This window comes from Sphingomonas sp. IC4-52, assembly GCF_020707225.1.
GTDB lineage: Bacteria > Pseudomonadota > Alphaproteobacteria > Sphingomonadales > Sphingomonadaceae > Sphingomonas.
In genome coordinates this window covers 646,295-667,752 of record NZ_JAJFEU010000001.1, presented here as the reverse complement: position 1 = coordinate 667,752, position 21,458 = coordinate 646,295, and the positions used below count along the sequence as shown (strand labels likewise).

General features: G+C 66.1%; 21 protein-coding genes and 1 riboswitch. Of the genes, 9 read left to right on the top strand and 12 right to left on the bottom strand.

All coding sequences use genetic code 11. The features are described from left to right. The first annotated feature begins 9 nt into the window (after window positions 1-9). Complete coding sequence (gene ppdK / locus LK535_RS03265) at window positions 10-2,703, top strand: pyruvate, phosphate dikinase (protein WP_227770445.1); 2,694 nt, start codon at window positions 10-12, stop codon at window positions 2,701-2,703. A gap of 254 nt (window positions 2,704-2,957) precedes the next feature. Here the strand turns inward: ppdK and LK535_RS03260 are convergent, their stop codons facing one another. The 8 genes from LK535_RS03260 to LK535_RS03225 form a co-directional block, all read right to left on the bottom strand. After that, the gene (locus LK535_RS03260) at window positions 2,958-3,323 is read right to left on the bottom strand and encodes a hypothetical protein (protein ID WP_227770444.1); all 366 of its coding nucleotides are present in this window, start codon (window positions 3,321-3,323) and stop codon (window positions 2,958-2,960) included. Window positions 3,324-3,387: 64 nt separating this feature from the next. Beyond that, window positions 3,388-4,389, bottom strand: coding sequence for a type II secretion system F family protein (locus tag LK535_RS03255; RefSeq protein WP_227770443.1), 1,002 nt, complete (start codon window positions 4,387-4,389; stop codon window positions 3,388-3,390). A 2-nt stretch (window positions 4,390-4,391) separates the two neighbouring features. Next, on the bottom strand, window positions 4,392-5,366 hold the full coding sequence (locus LK535_RS03250) for a type II secretion system F family protein (RefSeq protein WP_227770442.1): 975 nt from the start codon (window positions 5,364-5,366) through the stop codon (window positions 4,392-4,394). Window positions 5,367-5,405: 39 nt separating this feature from the next. After that, window positions 5,406-6,692 (bottom strand): AAA family ATPase, encoded by a 1,287-nt coding sequence (locus tag LK535_RS03245; protein ID WP_227770441.1) that lies wholly within the window; start codon window positions 6,690-6,692, stop codon window positions 5,406-5,408. Between the two features lies 1 nt (window position 6,693). Then, a complete protein-coding gene (locus LK535_RS03240) occupies window positions 6,694-7,341 on the bottom strand; it encodes a CpaD family pilus assembly protein (protein WP_227770440.1) in 648 nt (215 codons plus the stop codon). Window positions 7,342-7,364: 23 nt separating this feature from the next. Next, a complete protein-coding gene (locus LK535_RS03235; protein ID WP_227770439.1) occupies window positions 7,365-9,023 on the bottom strand; it encodes a type II and III secretion system protein family protein in 1,659 nt (552 codons plus the stop codon). A gap of 1 nt (window position 9,024) precedes the next feature. Continuing rightward, complete coding sequence (gene cpaB, locus LK535_RS03230) at window positions 9,025-10,071, bottom strand: Flp pilus assembly protein CpaB (protein ID WP_227770438.1); 1,047 nt, start codon at window positions 10,069-10,071, stop codon at window positions 9,025-9,027. 56 nt (window positions 10,072-10,127) lie between these two features. Continuing rightward, a complete protein-coding gene (locus LK535_RS03225; protein WP_227770437.1) occupies window positions 10,128-10,601 on the bottom strand; it encodes a prepilin peptidase in 474 nt (157 codons plus the stop codon). 55 nt (window positions 10,602-10,656) lie between these two features. Here LK535_RS03225 and LK535_RS03220 point away from each other — a divergent pair, with 55 nt between their 5' ends. After that, window positions 10,657-11,583 carry an alpha/beta fold hydrolase gene (locus LK535_RS03220; protein ID WP_227770436.1) on the top strand — a complete coding sequence of 309 codons (927 nt, stop codon included), beginning with the start codon at window positions 10,657-10,659 and terminating at the stop codon, window positions 11,581-11,583. Next, entirely contained in the window at window positions 11,580-12,665 is a 1,086-nt protein-coding gene (locus tag LK535_RS03215; protein WP_227770435.1) for an NAD(P)/FAD-dependent oxidoreductase, read from the top strand. Before LK535_RS03220 ends, LK535_RS03215 begins: the two co-directional genes overlap by 4 nt. Window positions 12,666-12,720: 55 nt before the next feature. Here LK535_RS03215 and rnhA read toward each other — a convergent pair whose 3' ends face one another. The 3 genes from rnhA to ispH form a co-directional block, all read right to left on the bottom strand. Next, window positions 12,721-13,173 carry a ribonuclease HI gene (gene rnhA, locus LK535_RS03210; protein WP_227770434.1) on the bottom strand — a complete coding sequence of 151 codons (453 nt, stop codon included), beginning with the start codon at window positions 13,171-13,173 and terminating at the stop codon, window positions 12,721-12,723. Continuing rightward, on the bottom strand, window positions 13,170-14,129 hold the full coding sequence (gene thrB, locus LK535_RS03205) for a homoserine kinase (RefSeq protein ID WP_227770433.1): 960 nt from the start codon (window positions 14,127-14,129) through the stop codon (window positions 13,170-13,172). The genes rnhA and thrB overlap by 4 nt, the downstream gene beginning before the upstream one ends. A gap of 89 nt (window positions 14,130-14,218) precedes the next feature. Continuing rightward, complete coding sequence (ispH, locus tag LK535_RS03200; RefSeq protein ID WP_227770432.1) at window positions 14,219-15,169, bottom strand: 4-hydroxy-3-methylbut-2-enyl diphosphate reductase; 951 nt, start codon at window positions 15,167-15,169, stop codon at window positions 14,219-14,221. 90 nt (window positions 15,170-15,259) lie between these two features. On the opposite strand from ispH, the gene LK535_RS03195 reads away from it, so the two are divergent. The 6 genes from LK535_RS03195 to LK535_RS03170 all read left to right on the top strand — a co-directional run bounded on the left by LK535_RS03195 (window position 15,260) and on the right by LK535_RS03170 (window position 21,164). Then, a complete protein-coding gene (locus LK535_RS03195; RefSeq protein ID WP_227770431.1) occupies window positions 15,260-15,928 on the top strand; it encodes a hypothetical protein in 669 nt (222 codons plus the stop codon). Window positions 15,929-16,017: 89 nt separating this feature from the next. After that, a riboswitch (glycine riboswitch) is annotated at window positions 16,018-16,119 on the top strand. 156 nt (window positions 16,120-16,275) lie between these two features. Then, window positions 16,276-17,421 carry a glycine cleavage system aminomethyltransferase GcvT gene (gene gcvT / locus LK535_RS03190; protein ID WP_227770430.1) on the top strand — a complete coding sequence of 382 codons (1,146 nt, stop codon included), beginning with the start codon at window positions 16,276-16,278 and terminating at the stop codon, window positions 17,419-17,421. Window position 17,422: 1 nt separating this feature from the next. Next, window positions 17,423-17,794 (top strand): glycine cleavage system protein GcvH, encoded by a 372-nt coding sequence (gene gcvH, locus LK535_RS03185; protein WP_088335045.1) that lies wholly within the window; start codon window positions 17,423-17,425, stop codon window positions 17,792-17,794. Window positions 17,795-17,919: 125 nt separating this feature from the next. Then, window positions 17,920-19,278 carry an aminomethyl-transferring glycine dehydrogenase subunit GcvPA gene (gcvPA, locus tag LK535_RS03180; protein WP_227770429.1) on the top strand — a complete coding sequence of 453 codons (1,359 nt, stop codon included), beginning with the start codon at window positions 17,920-17,922 and terminating at the stop codon, window positions 19,276-19,278. After that, complete coding sequence (gcvPB, locus tag LK535_RS03175) at window positions 19,275-20,852, top strand: aminomethyl-transferring glycine dehydrogenase subunit GcvPB (RefSeq protein WP_227770428.1); 1,578 nt, start codon at window positions 19,275-19,277, stop codon at window positions 20,850-20,852. The genes gcvPA and gcvPB overlap by 4 nt, the downstream gene beginning before the upstream one ends. Beyond that, window positions 20,853-21,164, top strand: a complete 312-nt coding sequence (locus LK535_RS03170) for a hypothetical protein (protein WP_227770427.1) — start codon at window positions 20,853-20,855, stop codon at window positions 21,162-21,164. A gap of 27 nt (window positions 21,165-21,191) precedes the next feature. On the opposite strand, the gene LK535_RS03165 is transcribed toward LK535_RS03170, so the two are convergent. Further along, a complete protein-coding gene (locus LK535_RS03165) occupies window positions 21,192-21,446 on the bottom strand; it encodes a hypothetical protein (RefSeq protein WP_227770426.1) in 255 nt (84 codons plus the stop codon). Window positions 21,447-21,458 lie beyond the last annotated feature (12 nt).

Sequence of the window (21,458 nt, the reverse complement as noted above, 5' to 3'; positions counted from 1 at the left end):
CGATAACCCATGGCAACCGCGGTTAAGACCCAGGCGGATGAACGGTACGTCTACCGCTTTGGGGGCGGCGTGTCCGACGGCGGGAGCGGGGACAAGAACCTCTTGGGCGGCAAGGGTGCGAACCTCGCCGAAATGGCGTCGATCGGCCTGCCGGTGCCGCCGGGCTTCACCATCAGCACCGCCATGTGCACGCGCTATTACGAGGAGGGCGAAGCCTTCCCGCAGAGCCTGCGCGACGAAGTGGCCAACGGCATCGCCCACATCGAGGGGATCACTGGCAAGAAGTTCGGCGATGCGTCGGACCCGCTGCTGGTTTCCGTTCGCTCGGGCGCGCGTGTCTCGATGCCCGGGATGATGGACACCGTTCTCAACCTCGGCCTCAATGACGAGACGGTTGAGGGGCTCGCCAGCGCGAGCGGCGACGAGCGGTTCGCCTGGGACAGCTATCGCCGCTTCATCCAGATGTATTCGGACGTGGTGCTCGGCCTGGACCACGGTGCCTTTGAAGAAGCGCTGGAGGTTGCCAAGGAAGACAAGGGCTTCACGCTCGACACGGAATTGTCGGCGGCCGACTGGAAGGCGCTTGTCGCCGAGTTCAAGGGCCTGGTCGAGGAACAGCAGGGCAAGCCGTTCCCGCAGGATGTGCACGACCAGCTCTGGGGCGCGATTGGCGCGGTGTTCGGCTCGTGGCAGTCGGACCGGGCCAAGGTCTATCGCCGTTTGAACGACATCCCCGGCAGCTGGGGCACTGCCGTTAATGTGCAGGCGATGGTGTTCGGCAACATGGGCGACACGTCCGCGACTGGCGTCGCCTTCACGCGCGATCCGTCTACCGGCCACAATGCCTATTACGGCGAGTTCCTGATCAACGCGCAGGGCGAAGACGTGGTGGCCGGCATCCGGACGCCGCAATATCTGACGAAGGCCGCGCGTGAAGATGCGGGTGCCAAGCCGCTCAGCATGGAAGAAGCGCTGCCCGACGCCTACACGGAGCTCGCTGCCGTGTTCGATCGGCTTGAGCGTCATTATCGCGACATGCAGGACATCGAGTTCACGGTGCAGCAGGGCAAGCTCTGGATGCTCCAGACGCGCTCGGGCAAGCGGACGGCGAAGGCCGCGCTGAAGATTGCGGTCGACATGGCGGCCGAAGGCCTGATCACCCGCGAGGAAGCGATCGCGCGCGTCGACCCGCAGGCGCTTGACCAGCTGCTTCACCCGACGCTTGATCCCAAGGCCGCGCGCGACGTCCTGACCAAGGGCCTGCCGGCATCACCGGGCGCGGCAAGCGGCGCGGCGGTTTTCGATGCGGACACCGCCGAGAAGTGGGCTGCCGAGAACAAGGCGGTGATCCTCGTGCGCACCGAAACCTCGCCGGAGGACATTCACGGCATGCACGCCGCGAAGGGCATTCTGACGGCGCGCGGCGGCATGACCAGCCACGCCGCCGTGGTGGCGCGCGGCATGGGCCGTCCCTGCGTGTCGGGCGCGGGTGCGCTCTCGATCGACAGCAAGGCAAAGATCGCCCGTGTCGGCGGACGTGAAGTGAGGGAGGGTGACCTCCTGACGATCGACGGCGCCACCGGAGAGGTGATGGCGGGCGAAGTCGCGACGATCCAGCCGGAGCTGGCGGGCGATTTCGGGACGCTGATGGAATGGGCCGACGAAGTTCGCCGCCTGAAGGTGCGTGCCAACGCTGAAACCCCGCTGGACTGCCGCACCGCGCGCGATTTCGGCGCGGAAGGCGTTGGTCTGTGCCGCACGGAGCATATGTTCTTCGAGGCTGACCGGATCACCGCTGTGCGCCAGATGATCCTGGCGGAGGATGAGGCCGGTCGCCGTGCTGCGCTCGAGAAGCTGCTTCCCGAGCAGCGCAGCGACTTTGCCGAGATCTTCGAGGTGATGGCTGGCCTGCCCGTAACGGTGCGCCTGCTGGATCCGCCGCTGCACGAATTCCTGCCGCATGAAGAGGCGGAGTTCAGCGAAGTGGCCGCCGCGGCCAGTGTCGACATTGACGTGCTGAAGCGTCGCGCTGCCGAGTTGCACGAGTTCAATCCGATGCTCGGCCATCGCGGCTGCCGGCTCGGTGTGACGTATCCCGAAATCTACGAGATGCAGGCTCGGGCGATCTTCGAGGCGGCGCTGGATGTCGCGGACAAGTCCGGCGAGGCGCCGATCCCGGAGGTCATGATCCCGCTGGTCGCCACCAAGCGCGAACTGGAGCTGATGAAGGCCGTGGTCGATCGTACCGCAAAGGCGGTTTTCTCGGAACGTGGGAAGACCATCGACTATCTGGTCGGCACGATGATCGAACTGCCCCGCGCTGCGCTGCGCGCCGGGGAGATCGCTGAAGCCGGAGAGTTCTTCTCCTTCGGCACCAACGACCTGACGCAGACGACGCTGGGCGTTAGCCGCGACGACGCTGGCCGGTTCCTCGGCTCCTATGTGGAGCAGGGTATTTACGCCAAGGATCCTTTCGTCAGCCTGGATGTCGAGGGCGTGGGCGAATTGGTGAAGCTGGCGGCTGAGCGCGGCCGGGCCACCAAGCCCAAGTTGAAGCTCGGCATTTGCGGCGAGCATGGCGGCGACCCTGCATCGATCGCTTTCTGCGAAAGCGTCGGGCTCGATTACGTGTCGGCATCGCCTTATCGCGTGCCGATCGCTCGCCTCGCCGCAGCGCAGGCAGCGTTGAAGGCTCGCGGCTGATACGAGAGGTAAGGGCGGGGGCCGTTCACCGGCGTCCGCCCGAGCGGTTGAGCTCTCTCAGCCGCGCGGGTGTCCAGTGCGCTTGACGCATCAGGCCGGGCGCACGCTCATCACGGCTTCAGGCGTAGTAGGCAGCGCAGCCGCGGAGCCCACGGCTCTCCGGCGGGCACGACCCTAAGTCACAAACAGGCTATTGCCGGAGTGAATGGCAGTGCCGCTCGGCACCAGCCAAAGCTCAGATCACGAACGGCCGCTCAGCCGTTCGCACCGACCCGGTTCTTCCAGTCAAACCACCGCGCGCGCATGGTGCCGGCGGGCCGTGCCGCGCTCTGCGCCACGGGCGCCCGCGTCGCCGCTACAGGAGCGGTCGTGGCTGTCGTCGCTGCAACCGGGACGGCGTGCGCCAGCCGCGCGTTCTCGCGTTCGAGTTCCGCAATGCGCGCGTCTCGTTCCGCCAGTCTTGCGTCCAGATCCTTGCGCGTGCGGCCATGCACATCACGCTCGTCGGCGTAGCGTTGCTTCCATTTGCGGCCGCCCGGATGGCTCGCCAGTCCCAGCAGCCAGCCAGCGATCAGCGCTACGGCGAGCGCCAGCCATTGCGTAGGCGTCGTGAAGAGCATCGCGTTCCTCCTGTTACGCAGGTCAAACGATGGTTCACGGTCCGCGTTCCGCCGGCGCGAGGCCTTAGAAGTTGCCGCCGATGAACGCGTCGCTGATCGAACAGGCCGCTGGGCCCAGGATGACGACGAACAGCACCGGAAGAATGAACAGGATCAATGGCACCGTCATGATGGCGGGCAGGCGGGCTGCCTTTTCTTCCGCGCGCATCATCCGTTCGTTGCGGAACTCGCCCGACAGCACCCGCAGCGCGCTCGCAAGCGGCGTGCCGTATTTCTCCGTCTGCACCATGGTGGTGACGATGCCTTTCACTTCCTCCAGCGCGACGCGGCCAGCAAGGTTTTCGAAGGCAAGACGTCGGTCGGTAAGGAAGCCCAGTTCGATCGCGGTCAGCGCGAATTCGTCACCGAGTTCGGGGTACGCTTTGCCAAGTTCCTTCGCCACCCGGTGAAAGGCAGCATCGACAGTAAGCCCAGCCTCCGCGCAGATGACGAGCAGATCCAGCGCGTCGGGCAATCCCTTGCGGATCGCGTCGGATCGCTTGGTAATCTGGTTTTTGAGGTAGATGTCCGGCGCTTTGTAGCTCAGGATGAACGTGCCCGCGACGACGAGGTAGCGCTTGAGCGCCGACCAATGGGCGAAATTTTCGGTGCCATAAACCAGGAAGAGCATGAAGCCGCCGAACACGATCGGCAGCATCATTCGGCCGAAGATAACGCCGACCGCCCATTCCTTCTTTCGAATGCCGGCCTGCAGCAGCTTGGTCTGCGCCTCCTTCAGCTGGCTGTCCTGAAGGACCTTGAGCGATTCCAGCAGCTGCCGGATGCGATCTGCGCTTTCGCTCTTCTGCACCAGTTTCGCCCGCCGCTTGCTGGTCGAGGCGGTGATGCCAGCCTTCAGCTGTTCACGGCGATCGTTCAGCGCCTTGATCCGCTTGGTCATCGGATCGCGCACGCTGACCGCGGCATAGATGGCGACGAACACCGCTGCCGCCGCGACCGCCGCGAGGATGGTGGCCACCCAAATTACGTCCACGCCAAGCAGCGTCGGGCCTTGTGTCGGATCCATCATCAAATCTCGAAATTGACCATCTTGGACATGATGAAGGCGCCGATGCTCATCCAGATGAGGCCGCCCACGCCGGCCACCATCAGGCGCTCGTCCATGAAGAACTTCTGCATGTAGCTGCCGTTGATGAACCAGATCAGGCCGAACACGATGAACGGCAGCGCGCCGATGATCATTGCCGACGCCTTGGACTCCGACGACATCGCGCGGATCTTCAGCTTCATCTGACCACGCAGACGAAGCACGGTGGCAAGGTTCTGCAACGTCTCCGCCAGATTGCCGCCGGTTTCGCGCTGGATGGCGATGGTGATGACAAAGAACTGGAATTCAGCGGTGCCGAGGCGATCCGCGGTTTCCTGAAGCGCCACGTCCATGGAACGGCCGATCCTCATCTTGTCGGCGACCGCGCGGAATTCCTCACCCACCGGCCCGCTCACTTCGCTTCCCACCACCGACATGGTTTCGGTGATCGGCAGGCCCGAGCGCAAACCACGGACCAGGAGCTCGATGGCATCGGGGAACTTGGCGTTGAAGGCCTTGATGCGCCGGCCGATGACATAACTCACGGCGAAGTGCGGGATGCCGCCGCCGGCTGCCAAGCCAAGGAAGAGGGCAAGTAACAGGGGAAAGCCCAGCAGCAGCAGGAGCAGCGATGTTGCGACGAAGATGCCAAGGGTAATGCCCCCGTAGCGGCCAACCGTCCACGGTTTGCCCGTCATGTTCAGGCGCTTCTGCAACTCTTCGGGCCGCGGCAGGAACCGCATGGCCGCGCGGTCTGCCTTGGTGGCGCCGCGTCCGGTGATGCGGCGCAACTGTGCCTCGACCGCGTCGCCGGGCGCCTCGGAATAACGCTGCCGCACGGCATCCAGGCGGCGCGATGCCACTCGTTCGGGCGAAGGGCCGGCCAGGGCGAAGTACACCAGCCCCAAGGTGACGAGTGCGCCGACCGCCAAGGTAATCACCGGTAACAGGGGCATGTCGGGTTCCGTTCTCCTACGTTCCGGGCCTGAGCGCGATCAGCTCTTGGCCGGCCTTCTGGGCATCAACCCTTTAAGATCCGCAAACTTGCCCATCAGCGACGTGCCGGCCTTGCCACGGCGGGCACCCTTGCCGAGCGTCGCGTCGTCCTGGGTGATGAAGCACAGGTGAGTTACGATCTCGGCGATTGCCGCGACCGTCTTGGTGGTCTTGCCAGCTTCGACGAGCGGCTTGCCCAGCTTCGCGGCCTGCGCGGCCAGCTTCTGGTCGAACGGCACGACATAGTCGATCTTGCGTTCGATGGAGGTTTCGAAGTCCTTTCGGCTGATTTCCAGCTGGGCCGACGGGTGCACCTTGTTGGCGAGCACCAGGACCTGTGCTTCGGGAGCGTTGGACTTCAGCCAGGAGAGCAGGCGGATGCTGTCCCGCGCCGCGGCAAGGGTCAGCTCGGTGACGATCACCACCGTTTGCATCTGGTTCATGAGCTGCGGATGGCTCACCAGCATGCTGCGCGGCAGGTCCACCACCGTGCATTCGAATGCCGCGCGCATTTCTTCCTGCAACTGCAGATAGGCGCCCCCATCGGACACGATGGGCGCGGTGATCGGTGCCTCTGCCGACAATACCGCCAGCTTTTCCGAGGCGCGGACCATCGCCCGTTCGATGAACAGGCCGTCGATGCGGCTGGGATTCTCGATGGCGTCGGTCAGCCCGCGGCCAGGTTCGAGATCAAGCGCCAGGGCGCCCGTGCCGAAATGGACATCCAGATCCAGCAGCGCGGTCGACCTGCGCTCGCGCTCACTCATCAGCCAGGCGAGGGAGGTCGCGATGGTCGACGCGCCTGCGCCGCCGCGGGTCCCGATCACCGCAACCGAGCAATGCGGGTGCTCGCTGGCGCTCTCCACGACCTTGGGCGTGTTGAGCAGCAACTGCGCGTGGCTGAACGCGTCGCGCAGCATGTCGGGGCTGAGCGGCTTCAGCAGATAGTCCTGGATCCCGCTGGAAACGAGATCGCGATACAGGCGGACGTCGTTCACTTGGCCAGAGGCGATGACGATCGTGCCGGGCTCGCAGACTTCGGCGAGGGAGTTGATATCGTTCAGTGGATCGCCGGATTCGGCAAGATCGACGAACAGGATCTGCGGCGAGGCGGATACCGAGAGTGACTGCACCGCGTTGCGCAGGCCGCCCTTGTTCACTTTCTCGGCGGACCAGCCCATCTCACTGACCACCGGGCGCAACGTCTCGGCGGTGTTCTCATCACAGACATAGGCGACGAACGGCTCCCGGTTCGTAGCGCCGGCAAGCTTCCATGGTGCGTTCATCTTAACGGCCCCCCGCGTTTCCGCTGGTGCTTTCGCCGTTGACGACGGTGCCGCCGCGTCCGGTCGGCTCTGCCCTGCGGAACCGGTCAATGGCCTTGCTGGCAACCGCCGGATCATAGGAGCTGTTGGTGCCCTCGCCGCGAACCAGGTCGGTCGGATTGGCGACCATGGCGGCCAGGTTGGAATTCACGGCGCAACCATGGTTGGAGGAGGTGTGCGCCCCGAAGTTCGGCTCGGACATGCGGCTGTAGTCGGGGCAACCCGGCACATAGGCGCGCGCACGGCTGACGACGACGCGAGCGGTGCCCTGGGCGATTGGCGCTGGTGTGACGGGCGCCTCGTCCGAAACCAGCAGGCCAAAGCGCGCAGCGGCAGCCGCCACGTCGGCGCGCGTCGCCGCGTCGCGGGCCGGATCGTCCACCGCGACGCGATCGCCGTAGCCGACCCTCAGCGAACCCATCCACGCGCTCAGCCGCTCTGCCTCACCCGGAGCAAGCCCGCCCGGACCAGAGCCAACGTCGAACGCGTAATCAGCGCGGGCAACGACCGGCTGGTGCACCGATTCCAGCCCGCGATTGATGGTGCCGCCGCCGCATCCGCCGATCATCAGAACCGGCGCCATGCCGAGGAGGAGAGTGCGCTTGAGCATGTTGCTGTTCCTCACCGTCACCATCAGTTCAACGAAAAGCCCGGGGCGGGCGCATCGTTTTTCTTGTTCTTCTTGCCCTTGCCGCCGTTTGCGGCACTGACGGCCTTTTCGTCCGCACCGCCGGCCAGGGGCACGGCTGCCGTCGGCATGATCGGCGTGGTCGCGCCGATCGCCGGTGCGGCCGGTGGCCCGGCCTCAATCGTCGGCTTGGGCCGTTCGCCACCATTGGTGCCTGATGAAAGCTGGCCAAGCAGCACCCGTTCCACGTCGGTCGGTGACTTGTATCCGTCCGTCGGCAGTTTGATGTCATTACCGTTCACCGGCTGCACGAGATAAGGGGTGATCACGATCACCAGCTCGGTCTCGTTGCGCTGGAACCCGTTGGAGCGGAACAGCGCACCCAGGATCGGAATGTCGCCCGCGCCCGGCGTCTTCTCGATCGAGTTGTTATGGCTGTTCTGCAGCAGGCCGGCGATCATGAAGCTCTGGCCGGACCCGAGTTCCACGGTGGTTTCAGTCCGGCGCGTGGTGAGGCCAGGCACCTGCGCGCCGCCGACCGTCACTGCGTTCGAATAGTCCAGCTGCGACACTTCGGGGCGCACGCGAAGCGAGATGCGCCCGTCCGACAGAACGGTGGGCGTGTAGGCGAGGCTGACGCCATATTGCTTGTACTCGACGCCAACGCCGCCCAGCCCCTGCGTGATTGGGATCGGAATTTCACCGCCTGCCAGGAACGTGCCGGTTTCCCCCGACAGCGCCGTCAGGTTCGGATTGGCGAGGCTCGTGACCTGGCCGATCCGCTCGCCCAGATCCAGCGCGCCGGCGAGATCGAGACCGAGGAGCTTCGTCAGGAAGCCGACGGTGGTGCGCTGCGTGCCCGGCGTGATGGTCGTGCCCGCCTTCTGAACCCATTTGATCGACGCTGGGTCGATTTCGCCGTTGGGAAGACGCGTGATCGCGGTTGGATCGATCGTGTAGCCCTGCACGGTCCCGCCAATGCCAAGTGGCAGACGCGGGTCGGTAGTAATGCTGCCGACCGGCCGGCCGCTGCCGATACCGAACTTGAACCCGCCAGTGCCGTCGATCGTGGTGAGGTTCGCGCCGATGTTCTTCACGAAGCTGCGATTGACTTCGGCAAATCGAACCTGAAGGTTGACCTGCAACGGGGTGGCGGTGCGCAGCCGGCTGATCACCTTAGTGTCCTCGCCAACGAATGCCTGCACCAGCCGTTCGGCCTCGGCGGCATCTTCGGGGCTGCCGACGGTACCGGTCAGCAGCACGACCCCGTTCATCGTGGTCGGCGTAATGTCCGCTTCCGGCATCGCCATCGACAGCATCTGCCCGAGCGAATCGAAATTGTTGCCCACCCGAACCGTCGCGGCATAGACCACCGCGCCCGCCTTTGACGTGGCCGAGATCGTCGTTTCCCCGGATTTCTTGCCGAACACATAAAGCTGCGTTGGCGAGCGGACCTGGACGTCGGCGATGTCTGGATTGGCCACGAACAGATCGCTCATGGGGCGGGGCAGATTGATCAGGCGGCCGCGATTGGTCGCGACCTGAAGCGTGGTGCCCGGAGCCGCAGCGGTCTGCGCCGACGCTGCCACTGGCACGATCGCGCTGGTCGTTGCTGCAAGCGCGATCGCGAGTGACAGGCGAACCGGCTTTGAAAAAGCGCGCATCTCAGTTCTTCCCTCCGACCGGCACTTCGGTCACGTTGTTGCCGCGCGCGATCCTCACGACCGGGCCGGACACGCGTGCCGGTGCGCCGGGGTAGGGCGTCGGTCCGACCGCGCTGGGGGCGTTTGGCACCATCATTGATTGCTGCTGCGGGCGGCCTGGAACCGTCCGACGCTGGAAGCGCGATACGTCGGCGCCAACGGCATAGGTGGGATCGCCGGCCTGGGGCGCGCTCGCAAGCTGCAGGATCATCGCGCGTTCGGCCTTGGGATCGCTGCCTTCCGGCACCTTCACGTCCCCCGACGCAATCGCCTGTTCCAGTTCGGCTGTGTTGTCCGCGATGGAGCGAAGCGACAGGGAGATGGTGCCCATGGTCTGGGCAACCGCAATCTGCTCGGCGATCTTCGGCGTCGCCTCGATCGTCACCGTGGAGAAGGCGTGGACCACCGTGTTGCCGGTTTCGTCCTTCTCCTGGTTGGTGCGCTGGTCGGTCGCGAGTACGCGCAGGTTGCGCAGGATCGTTTCCGCGACGCGCAGCGGCGGGCCGTCCCCGCCGCCTTCGACGCTTTGCGTCAGCAGCAGGTCGATCCGATCGCCCGGAAATACAAAACCGGCAACGGAGGACTGGGTCGAGACGGGAACAGTCACCGCCCGCATTCCGGGGCCGAGTGCCGCCGCCAGGAAGCCGCGATCGCCGGGCTTCACCAGCGCGCCCTGCGTGATCGGCTGACCGGCGGTGATCTGATTGCGCACCACCGTGCCGAGCACGCTGCGCATGTCGAAATCGGCCGTTTCCTGATAATAGGCGCCTTCGACGAGCTCGGCTGGCCAAGGCTGGAACTTCACCGAACCGGGGTCCAGGATGGTCCCGACGGGCAGGGCGCGCGTGGCGACCAGCACCTTGGGCCCGGCCGGGACCGGCGCCGGTGCGCCGGGAACGGCACCGGCCTGCGGCGCGCTGGTGCCCATGATGAGCGAGCGCGCCATGAAGGCAGTGATCGCTGCGACGAACAACGCGCCAATCAGCAATATGACCTTGCGACTATCCATGAATCATCGTGCCTTTCGCATCAGCGCTGGCCAGTGTTGCCCATGCTGGCGTATGATTAGGTGAAGTGGTTAAGAAGCGGTTCGCGCAGCCCGATCAGTCCGGCGATAGCTATCGCCACCCCATAAGGGATCTCGGGATTTCCGCTGTTTTTACGGATCCTGTGATCAATCAGCATCACTATTGTGAGAGCGCCGCCGATGATGGACATGACCAGCAAAAGCTGGACCAAAGCTCCCACCGGCATCCAAAGCGCCAGCGCAGCGATCAGCTTCACGTCGCCGCCGCCCATCTGGCCGAAGTGAAAAGCCACGCAGAAGAGCACAAGCACCACCAGCGCCACCCCGATCTGAACGACCATGCCGGGCCAGGGCGCAATACCGATCGCGAACCACCACAGCGGCGCGAGCAGCGCGATGGTTGCATTCTTCCAATTGGCGATTTCACGCACGCGGGCGTCTTCGATGCCAGCCGACAGGAGCAGAAGGCCGAGAATCACCGGCAGCGCCCAGGAAAGAAAATTCAACCCCATGAAGAGGCGGCACTAGACGGAATGGCTTGCGAAACCGTAACCAAGCCGCCTCGCCATGAATATGCCTGCTCCGATCCGCCGGGCCATCCCGGCCGACGCGACCGTTGCGTGCTGGTCCGCTCCGGACGGGTGGCAACTTCGTCGCTTCGATTGGCGCGGCTCCGGTCGTGGCGGGATCCTGTTTCAGACGGGGCGCGGCGACGTGTTCGAGAAATATCTCGAATCGTTCGAACACTGGCACCGGGCGGGCTGGTCGATCGCGGCATTCGACTGGCGAGGGCAGGGTGGCTCCGGCCGGCTCTCGCCCGATCCGCATGTCGGCCATGCCGAAGACTTCGCACCGTTTCTCAGTGATCTCGCCGCCTTCTGGGACGACTGGGACGTTGCCGGCCCGCGCGTCGCCATTGGTCATTCCATGGGCGGGCACCTTATTCTGCAAGCGCTGCTGGATCAGGTGATCGATCCAGACGCAGCGGTCCTGATCGCTCCGATGCTCGGGCTGAAGGCGCCGATCGCCGCGCGGCTTGGCGAAGGATTGGCGCAGATCATGTGCAGGTTGGGCGATCCGGCGCGCGCCGCCTGGAAGGGCAATGAGCGGCCCGCGAGCCGAAGAAAGCGGCAACAACTCCTGACCAGCGACGCCAGCCGCTATGCCGACGAGCAATGGTGGTATGATCAGGTGCCCGAGATCAGATTGGGGCCGCCCAGCTGGTCCTGGCTGGTTCAGGCGTTCGCCTCGACCCGCCGGCAGCGTAGTGACCCCCGCTTGGCGACGCTGAGCACTCCCATCCTCATGCTGATCGCGGCCGAAGACGGGCTGGTCGACCCTCGCGCAGCGGCGAGGGTGGCCGGCAAGCTCCCGAACGCGGAGTTGCGTGAGTTTGGTCGCGAATGCGCCCATGAGATCCTGCGCGAGGCTGATCCTGTCAGGAACCGCGCGCTCGCCGCTATCGACGAATACCTCGCGACTCGTCTGCCGTGACCTACGACATCGCCATCGTCGGCGCCGGCATGGCGGGAGCGTCGCTTGCGGCGGAACTTGGCGCGCGCGCCCGCGTGCTGCTGATCGAGGCTGAGGAGGTTCCGGGTTACCACGCGACCGGGCGATCGGCGGCCTTCTGGTCGGAAACGTACGGCGGGCCCGGAATACAGCCACTCACCACCGCCTCGGGCGAGAGCCTCCGGGCCGGAGGCTTCCTTGATCCGCTGGGCTCGCTTCACATCGGCCGCGCCTTCGAAGCTGCTGAGGCCGAGGCCTTCCTCGCGGCGTTCGCGGACAGCGGCGTTCCGCTTGTCCCAGTTGATCCGCGAGATCACGTGCACGGGCTTCGCCCTGGCTGGACCATCGGCATCATGGAGCCGACCTGCGCCTATATCGACGTGGCCGCGCTCCATGCCGAGGCCCTGACGCGCGCGCGCCGGGCCGGTGCGGAACTGGTCCTGCGTGCCGCGCTGACGGGTGCAACCCGCACTCGCGGCCTCTGGCGACTGGAGTCCACGGCTGGCGTGTATGAGGCTGCGGTGCTGGTGAACGCCGCCGGGGCCTGGGCCGACCACGTAGCGCGCTTGGCTGGTGCATCGCCCCTGAACATTCAGCCTTACCGACGCACCATGGTGCAGTTGAAGACCGATCCCGCGCCAGCGCCGGGTGTTCCGCACGTTGTTCACATCGGCGGGGATTTCTACTTCAAGCCTGAGGCTGGCGGTCGCCTGTGGCTCAGCCCGCACGATGAAACGCCTTCCGATCCTGCGGACGCTCAGCCGGAAGAACTCGATGTCGCGATTGCGATCGATCGCTTCGAACAGGCGGTAGACTGGCGGATAACCCAGCTTGAGCGCAAATGGGCGGGACTGCGCAGTTTCGCGCAGGATCGCTTGCCTGTTTATGGCTTTGCTGCCGACGCACCCGGCTTCTTCTGGTTTGCGGGGCAGGGTGGCTTCGGTATTCAGACCGCACCAGCCGCTGCCATGATCGGGGCCGCGCTTCTGCTTAGCGAAGTTCCTGCGCTCGCCGGTACGATCGACATCGAACGCTACGCCCCGACCCGCTTCGCCCGCGTCTGAGCCACGTTGTCGCGGCGAGGGTAGCGGACGGGGCCCGCCGGAGCGCCAGGGCCTTTCAGCCGCGCTTGCCGGCGGCCACCGCGGCGTCGCTCGCCAGGCGATCCGCGCGTTCATTTTCCGGATGGCCGGCGTGGCCCTTCACCCATTGCCACTCCACGCGGTGACGTGCCGCCGCCTCAAGCAGCGCCTGCCATAGCTCGGCATTCTTCACCGGTTTCTTGTCCGCCGTCTTCCAGCCATTCCGCCGCCAGCCGTGGATCCACTTGGTGAGCCCGTCCATCACGTAGCGGCTGTCGGTGTACAAGGTGACGTGACAGGGCCGCGTGAAAGCGTTCAGCGCCTCGATCGCGGCAGCCAGCTCCATCCGGTTGTTGGTGGTCAGCGCTTCGCCGCCGGACAGCTCTTTTTCATGCGCGCCCATGCGCAGCACCGCGCCCCAGCCGCCCGGTCCCGGATTGCCCTTGCACGCGCCATCGGTGAACGCCTCCACCTTCGTCATTTCGGTCATCGAACGCGTGTCACCAGTTCCGGATCATAATGTTTGAGGCGCCGCATATAGGCGAGCGGGTCCTTGCGAACGACCAGCGCGTCAGCCGGGGTGTTAAGCCAGTCCCATGCACGCGAAAGGGCGAAGCGGATGCAGGCGCCGCTGGCGAACGTGCCAAACCTTGCCCGCTCAAGCGAGGACAATGAGAAGTGCCGCTCGTACCCGGCGATGAGCGCATCGCCGACCTGTGCATCATAGTTGCCGCCCTTTGCATCGAACGACCAGGCGGTGTGCATCACTGCCAGGTCATAGACGCGGATGTCCGTGCACGCGAAATAGAAGTCGATCAGCCCGGTGACCCTGTCGCCAAGCATCAGGACATTGTCGGGGAAGAGGTCGGCGTGGATCGCGCTGCGCTCGAAGTCCGCGCCGCACCAATTCGCCTCCACATTGTCCAAGGCGAAGGCGAGATCGTCGTGGAGCCCCGGCGCGATATCATCAAGGCTGCGCCCGCACCGTTCGAACAACGGTCGCCATGTCTCCACACCCATCGAATTCGGGCGTGTCGGCGTGAAGTCGGCGACGGCGCGGTGCATCGCGCCCATGGCATCACCCGCCGCCAGCGCTTGCGCCGCGGTCGGATGAGACAGCGATACGCCCGACAGGAACTTGATCAGGCAAGCCGGACGCCCTTCCAGCTCCTGGATCTCGCGTCCGTCGCGATCCTTGATCGCCGGCGGGACTGGCAAGCCCTTGGCATCCAGATGATCGAGCAGGCTCATGAAGAAGGGCAGGTCGTCCGCTGCGACCCGCTTTTCGTACAGCGTCAGGATGAACCGCCCACGCGTGGTATCCACGAGATAGTTGGAGTTCTCGACCCCCTCTGCGATCCCCTTCGCGGAGACCAGCTCGCCAACGTCATAGCGCCGCAGAAAGGCGGAAAGTGCTTCCGCCGACACATGAGTATAAACCGCCATATGCGATCGTCATGCCGGCACGCCGGCATCCCCCTGACACATCAATAGGCCGATCTTCCGCTCGCCTGCCGGCCGTCAGGCGCAGCGCGTCAGGCAGCCGCGTCGAGCGCGCGCGGCAGCTTGAACGCGATCGTTTCGCGCGTCGTCTCTTCCTCGCGCTCGGTCACCTCGTAGCGGGTGGACAAAAGGTCCACCAGTTCGCGCACCAGAAGCTCGGGAGCCGACGCCCCCGCGCTGACGCCCAGCGTACCGACACCCTCAAGAAACGACCAATCGAGATCCGCGGCACGCTGGATCAGCCGCGCGGGTACGCCTTCGCGCTCGGCCACTTCAACCAGCCGCAGCGAGTTGGACGAGTTCGGCGCGCCAATCACCAGCACCGCGTCGCACGCACTGGCGATCGCCTTTACGGCCGCCTGCCGGTTGGAGGTGGCGTAGCAGATATCCTCGCCGCGCGGCGGCTGCATGTTCGGGAAGCGTCGCTGCAACAAGCGCACCACCTCGGCGGTATCATCCACCGACAGCGTGGTTTGCGTCAGGAACGCGAGGTTGTCGTGATCTGCGGGCTGCAGCGCTTCGGCGTCGGCCACGTCCTCGATCAACGTCATCGCGCCATCCGGCACCTGCCCGAACGTGCCGATCACTTCGGGGTGGCCGGCATGGCCGATGAACAGGATATGCCGGCCGGCCGCTACCAGCCGCTCCGCCTGGCGATGGACCTTCGACACCAGCGGGCAGGTGGCATCCAGATATTCCAGCCCGCGCGCCTCGGCATTAGCGGGTACCGACTTGGGCACGCCGTGTGCGGAAAAGACGACCGGCGCGCCATCGGGCACCTCGTCCAGCTCCTCCACGAAAATCGCACCCTTCGCCTTCAGCGAGTCCACGACGAACTTGTTGTGGACGATCTCGTGGCGGACGTAGACGGGGGCGCCGTGCTTCTCGATCGCCAGTTCGACGATGCGGATCGCGCGGTCCACTCCGGCGCAGAAGCCGCGCGGGGCGGCAATCAGCAGTTCGAGCGCTGGCTTGTCGGTCATCCCTGCCGCTTACGCGATTGCCTGCCTGCACGGAAGGCGGTTATGAGCGCGCGGGCACTTCGTACCCGTTCGCATAAGGTTTCTCCGCACGTGTCCTTTCGCACCTCCGCGTTTCGCCCCGCGTTTGGCGTTGCCCCGCTCGCCCTGGTCCTGCTCGCTGGCGGTTGCGCCAAGAGCGGCGACATCTCTCTGGAGGGCGGCGTCGGGATTACCGCGGTGCGTACCGCCTGCCCGGTTGTCGGCGTGCCGACCGGTACGGGAGACATCACCCTGTTCGACCCGGCGACCAGCCAGGACGCCAGCGCCATCGACGTAACGGCCGCGATCACCAATGTTCGCAGCACCTGCGACGACAGCGGTGCCGAAGTGGTCAGCACTGTCACCTTCGACGTTCGCGCTCGTCGCACCCGGACGGATGGCCCGCGTGAAGTGACCCTGCCGTACTTCATCACCGTCGTTCGCGGCGGCAGCCAGGTGGTGGCCAAGCGCGTCGGCGCCGTCGCGATCCGGTTCGAGCCGGGCCAGGCGCTTGCCAGCACGTCGGCTCAGGCGAGCGCCAATGTGAACCGCGCGGCGGCGACTCTCCCCGAATCGGTGCGCGAACAACTCACCCGCAAGCGCAAGGCGGGCGATCAGGATGCCGCCATCGATCCGCTTTCCACGCCGGAAGTGCGGCAGGCGGTGCTTTCCGCCAGCTTCGAGGCACTGGTCGGTTTCCAGCTCACACCGGATCAGTTGCGCTACAACGCGCAGCGCTGAAGGCTTACCCAATGTAGCGGCCGTGCGTGGGCGATTGACTCGCCCCGCGCACCCCGCCACAGGCGCAAATGTCGATGCCGGGCAACCGGCGTGGGCGCGCGGGAGAGCGCGGATGGCCTTTCAGGCACGATCCGCCGCCGAAGGAGCAACCACCCCGGAATCTCTCAGGCAGCAGGGACCGCGCATACCCATCGACGCTCTGGAAAGCGGCCCCGCCAGCGGCGTGGCCCACCGAAGGTGTAAGCACGGCACATCCGTGCGAAAGCTCTCAGGTTCCGTGACAGAGGGGGTCCGGTTCGTTTCGCCAGCAATGGCGGACGATCGCCCTTGAAGACGGACGATCCGCGATGAGCGATCACGACGACGAAGACGTAATCATCGAAACCATGACGCTGCCGCTCGACGGCTGGCATCGTGCGCGCGGCGGCCGGATGGTCGAGTTCGCTGGCTATTGGATGCCCGTGCAGTACGAAGGCATCATGGCCGAGCATCTGTGGACGCGCGAAAGCGCCGGCTTGTTCGATGTCAGCCACATGGGGCAGATCACGTTCCGCGGCGAGGGGCTGGTGCCCGCGCTCGAGGCGATGATGCCCGCTGACATCGCCGGCCTCGCGCTCAATCGCGCACGCTATTCGTTGCTGCTCGACGAGGGCGGCGGCATCCTCGACGATCTGATGCTGACCCGCCTGCCGGCCGACGAGGATGGCGAGCGAATCTACATGGTCGTCAACGGCGCGACCAAGTACGACGACATCGCGCACATGCTCGATCATCTGCCGGACGACATCACGCTGAACCTGATGGAGGACCATGCGCTGCTGGCGCTGCAGGGGCCCAAGGCAGTGGAGGCGCTGGTCCGGCTGGTTCCCGGTGTCGATGCGCTGGTGTTCATGCAGGCCGCACCCTTCACCTGGCAGGGGCATGACCTGTGGGTCAGCCGCTCGGGCTATACCGGCGAGGACGGTTTCGAGATCTCGATCCCGGCAGAGGCTGCCGAGGCGTTCGCCGATGCGCTGCTGGAGCAGCCCGAGGTGAAGCCGATCGGCCTTGGCGCTCGCGATTCGCTGCGGCTCGAGGCGGGCCTGCCGCTCTACGGCCATGACCTGTCGCCCGAGACGACGCCGGTGATGGCGGACCTCGGCTTCGCCTTGTTCAAGCGCCGTCGCGAGGAAGGCGGCTTCCCCGGTGCCGAGCGCATCCTCGCCGAACGCGAGAACGGCCCCGTCACCAAGCGGGTCGGCCTGCTGGTGGAAGGGCGCCAGCCGGTGCGCGAGGGCGCCACCGTGCTCGATGAAGACGGCAGCACCGTCGGCAACGTCACCTCCGGCGGCTTCGCGCCGACCGTGGGGGCACCGATCGCCATGGCGTACGTTCCGCGCGCGATGGCGACGCCGGGCACCCGCATCCAGCTTTCGCAGCGTGGCAAGGTCCACGCCGCCACCGTCACCCCCATGCCATTCGTCCCCCACCGCTACGTCCGAGGAGCGAAGTAAGATGAGCCGTTATTTCACCGAGGATCATGAGTGGATCGACGTCGACGGTGATGTCGGCACGGTCGGCATCTCGGATTATGCGCAGGGCCAGCTCGGCGACATCGTGTTCGTCGACGTGCCGGAAGCCGGCAAGTCGCTCGCCAAGGGTGACGAGGCCGCCGTGGTCGAAAGCGTGAAGGCCGCCAGCGACGTCTATTCGCCGGTCTCGGGCTCGGTGATCGAGGGCAATGCGGCGCTCGCCGATGAGCCTGGCCTGGTGAACACCGATCCGGAAGGCGAGGGCTGGTTCTTCAAGCTCACCCTGTCGGACGCGTCACAGCTCGACGGCCTGATGGACGAAACCGCCTACCAGGCCTTCGTCGCGAAGCTGTGATTGGCAACTAGCCCCTCTCCTTCAGGGGAGGGGTTGGGGTGGGGTCTCTCCGCCGGCGCTGTGCCGCGTGAGGGTGACACACCCTGTCAGCCCCTCCCGCTGGTGGGAGGGGAGGAGTGTATCGAATGCGCTACCTACCGCTTACCGACCATGACCGCCGCGAGATGCTCGCCGTCATCGGTGCCGGCTCGATCGACGACCTGTTCGTCGACGTGCCCGAATCCGCGCGCCTTTCCGGCCCGATCGCGAACCTGCCCGCGCATGCCAGCGAGCTGGCGGTCGAACGCCACATGACGAAGCTCGCGCGGCAGAATCTGTCCGCCGGCGAGGCGCCGTTCTTCCTCGGCTGCGGCGCGTATCGCCACCATGTCCCCGCCAGCGTCGACCACCTGATCCAGCGCGGCGAGTTCCTGACCGCCTATACGCCCTACCAGCCCGAAATCGCGCAGGGCACGCTGCAGATGCTGTTCGAGTTCCAGACGCAGGTCGCGCGCCTGCTCGGAACCGATGTGGCGAACGCGTCGATGTACGACGGATCGACCGCCTGCTGGGAAGCGATCGGCATGGCGCGCCGCATCACCAAGCGTGCCAAGGCGATCCTGTCGGGCGGTCTCCACCCGCATTACGTCTCCGTCGCCAAGACGATGGCGAAATATACCGGCGACGCGCTTGAAACCTCGCTTCCCGCGCTGACGGCTGAGACTGACGTCGACGCGCTGATCGCCAGCATCGATGACGATACCAGCTGCGTCGTCGTGCAGTACCCCGACATCCTCGGCCGCATCACCGATCTTCAGCCGCTGGCCGACGCCTGCCACGCGAAGAAGGCGCTGCTGATCGCCGTCGTCACCGAGCCGGTGGCACTCGGCGCGATCAAGTCGCCGGGCGAGATGGACGCTGACATCGTCGTGGGCGAGGGCCAGTCGATCGGCGTCGGGCTCCAGTTCGGCGGCCCGTACGTCGGCCTGTTCGGCTGCAAGGACAAATATGTCCGCCAGATGCCCGGCCGCCTGTGCGGCGAGACGGTGGATGCCGATGGGCGTCGCGGCTTCGTGCTGACGCTCTCCACCCGCGAGCAGCACATTCGCCGTGAGAAGGCGACCAGCAACATCTGCACCAACTCCGGCCTGTGCGCGCTGGCCTTCTCGATCCACATGACGCTGCTGGGCGAGGCAGGCCTTCGCCGGCTGGCGGGGATCAACCACGCCCAGGCCTGCCGTGCCGCCGATCGCCTGGCGAAGGTGCCCGGCGTTCGCGTCGTCAACGACAGCTTCTTCAACGAATTCACGCTCGATCTCGGTCAGGAGGCGCGCCCACTGGTGCGCACGCTGGCGGACCGCGGCGTGCTCGCCGGCGTGTCGCTCGGCCGGCTCTATCCGGGCGAGGGCGCGCTGGAGAATGGCTTGGTCGTGGCGGTGACCGAAACCGTGACCGACGAGGATATCGAGGCGCTGGCGACCGCGCTTCAGGAGGTGCTGGCATGACCATCAACCAGAGCGGCTGGAAGCCCACGTCGCCTGAGGCCAATGAAGGCGGCGCCCCCGCCACCTTCACCGGCAACAAGGCGCTGATGCTGGAAGAGGCGCTGATCTTCGAGATTGGCGACGCGCACACCACCGGGGTCGATTTCGCCGGCGGCGAGGTATCGACCGCGCGCCTCGGCAACCTCGCGCGTACCGCGCCGATCGGCCTGCCGGGCCTCAGCGAGCCCGAAACGGTCCGCCACTACACCCGGCTCAGCCGGCAGAACTACGCCATCGACCTCGGCCTTTTTCCGCTCGGTTCGTGCACCATGAAGCACAATCCGCGCCTGAACGAGAAGATGGCGCGCCTCCCCGGCTTCGCCGACGTTCACCCGCTCCAGCCGGTCGATACGGTGCAGGGCGCGCTCGGCGTCATCAACGAACTCGCCATGTGGCTGATCGAACTGACCGGTATGCACGGCGTCGCGATGAGCCCCAAGGCTGGCGCGCATGGCGAATTGTGCGGCATCCTGTGCATCAAGGCAGCGCTGGAAAAGCGCGGTGAGGGGCATCGCAAGGTCGTGCTGGTCCCGGAAAGCGCCCACGGCACCAACCCGGCGACCGCGGCCTTTGCCGGCTTCACCGTCGAGGACATCCCGGCAACGCCGGAGGGCCGCGTCGATACCGAGACGCTAAAGGCGCGGCTCGGGCCCGACGTGGCGGCGGTGATGATCACCAACCCCAATACCTGCGGGCTGTTCGAGCGTGACCTGAAGGCGATCTCCGACGCGGTCCACGCTGCCGGCGCCTATGTCTATTGCGACGGCGCGAACTTCAACGCGATCGTCGGCCGCGTGCGTCCCGGCGACCTCGGCATCGACGCGATGCACATCAACCTGCACAAGACCTTCTCCACCCCGCATGGCGGCGGCGGCCCGGGCTCCGGCCCGACCGTGCTGTCGGAGGCGCTGGCCCCGTTCGGCCCGCTGCCCTTCACCGCGCGGATGAAGGACGGTCATATCGCGTTGATCGAGGAAGAGACGGCCGGCGACGATCATCCCGACACGTTCGGCCGCATGACCGCCTTCCACGGCCAGATGGGCATGTTCACCCGCGCGCTGACCTACATCCTCAGCCACGGCGCCGATGGCCTGCGCCAGGTCGCCGAGGATGCGGTGCTCAACGCCAACTACGTCCTGCGCAGCCTAGAGGACACGCTCGACGCGCCGTTCGCCTTCTCGGGCCCGTGCATGCACGAGGCAATCTTCTCCGACGAAGGCTTCCCCGAAGGCTTCTCGACGATCGACGTGGCGAAGGCGCTGATCGACGAGGGCTTCCACCCGATGACCATGTATTTCCCGCTGGTCGTCCACGGGGCGATGCTGGTCGAGCCGACGGAGACGGAGTCAAAGGCGGCGCTGGATCAGTTCATCGGCGCACTGCGCTCGGTGGCGCAGCGGGCCAAGGCGGGCGACCAGAGCCTCAAGACCGCGCCGCACTTTGCGCCGCGCAGCCGGCTCGACGAAACGCTGGCCGCGCGCAAGCCGAAGCTGGTTTGGAAACCGCCGGTCGTCACCAGCGAGGCGGCCGAGTAAATGACGGGCAGGGCGGTGCTGGCGGGCACCGCCGGCCTTGTCGGCGGCGCAGCGCTTGGGCTGCTCGCCGCGCTCCTCTTCGTTCACCTGTGGCACAATGTGCTGCGCCTGCCGCCGCTCAATGATGATCCGAAGCCCGGCATCGCGATGCTCGGCGGGGTGGTGCCGATCTCGGTCGGGCTGGGTGCGCTGCTCGGCACGATCGGGATGGTGCGCCGCGCGCGGCGGGGGCAATCCTTGCGGACGTGGCTGATCCTCTTCGCGCTCGCGGTCGCCGTCACGCTGGCCGGCCTCGTCGCGATCATTTCCTGATCGGCCCGCCGGCGGTACGGGCGACCCTCAGTCGCTGCCTCGCCGCGGCCGCAGCGACGCCGCCAGTACGGTCCCCGCGCCGATCTGCGCCAGCCCGTACAGCCGCCGTCGTCCCGGATGGTTGCCGAACGGGCGGACCAGCACGTCCACCGCATCCACGTCCGATCGCCACAAGGCGACATGCCGCTTGGGCTGCAGCAACCCCAGCAGACCGTCGCCGATCATGAACACCGCGGCCATTTCGGCCGACCGTTTTAGGCCCAGCGCCAGATTGTCATCCATGCCGGGCCAAAC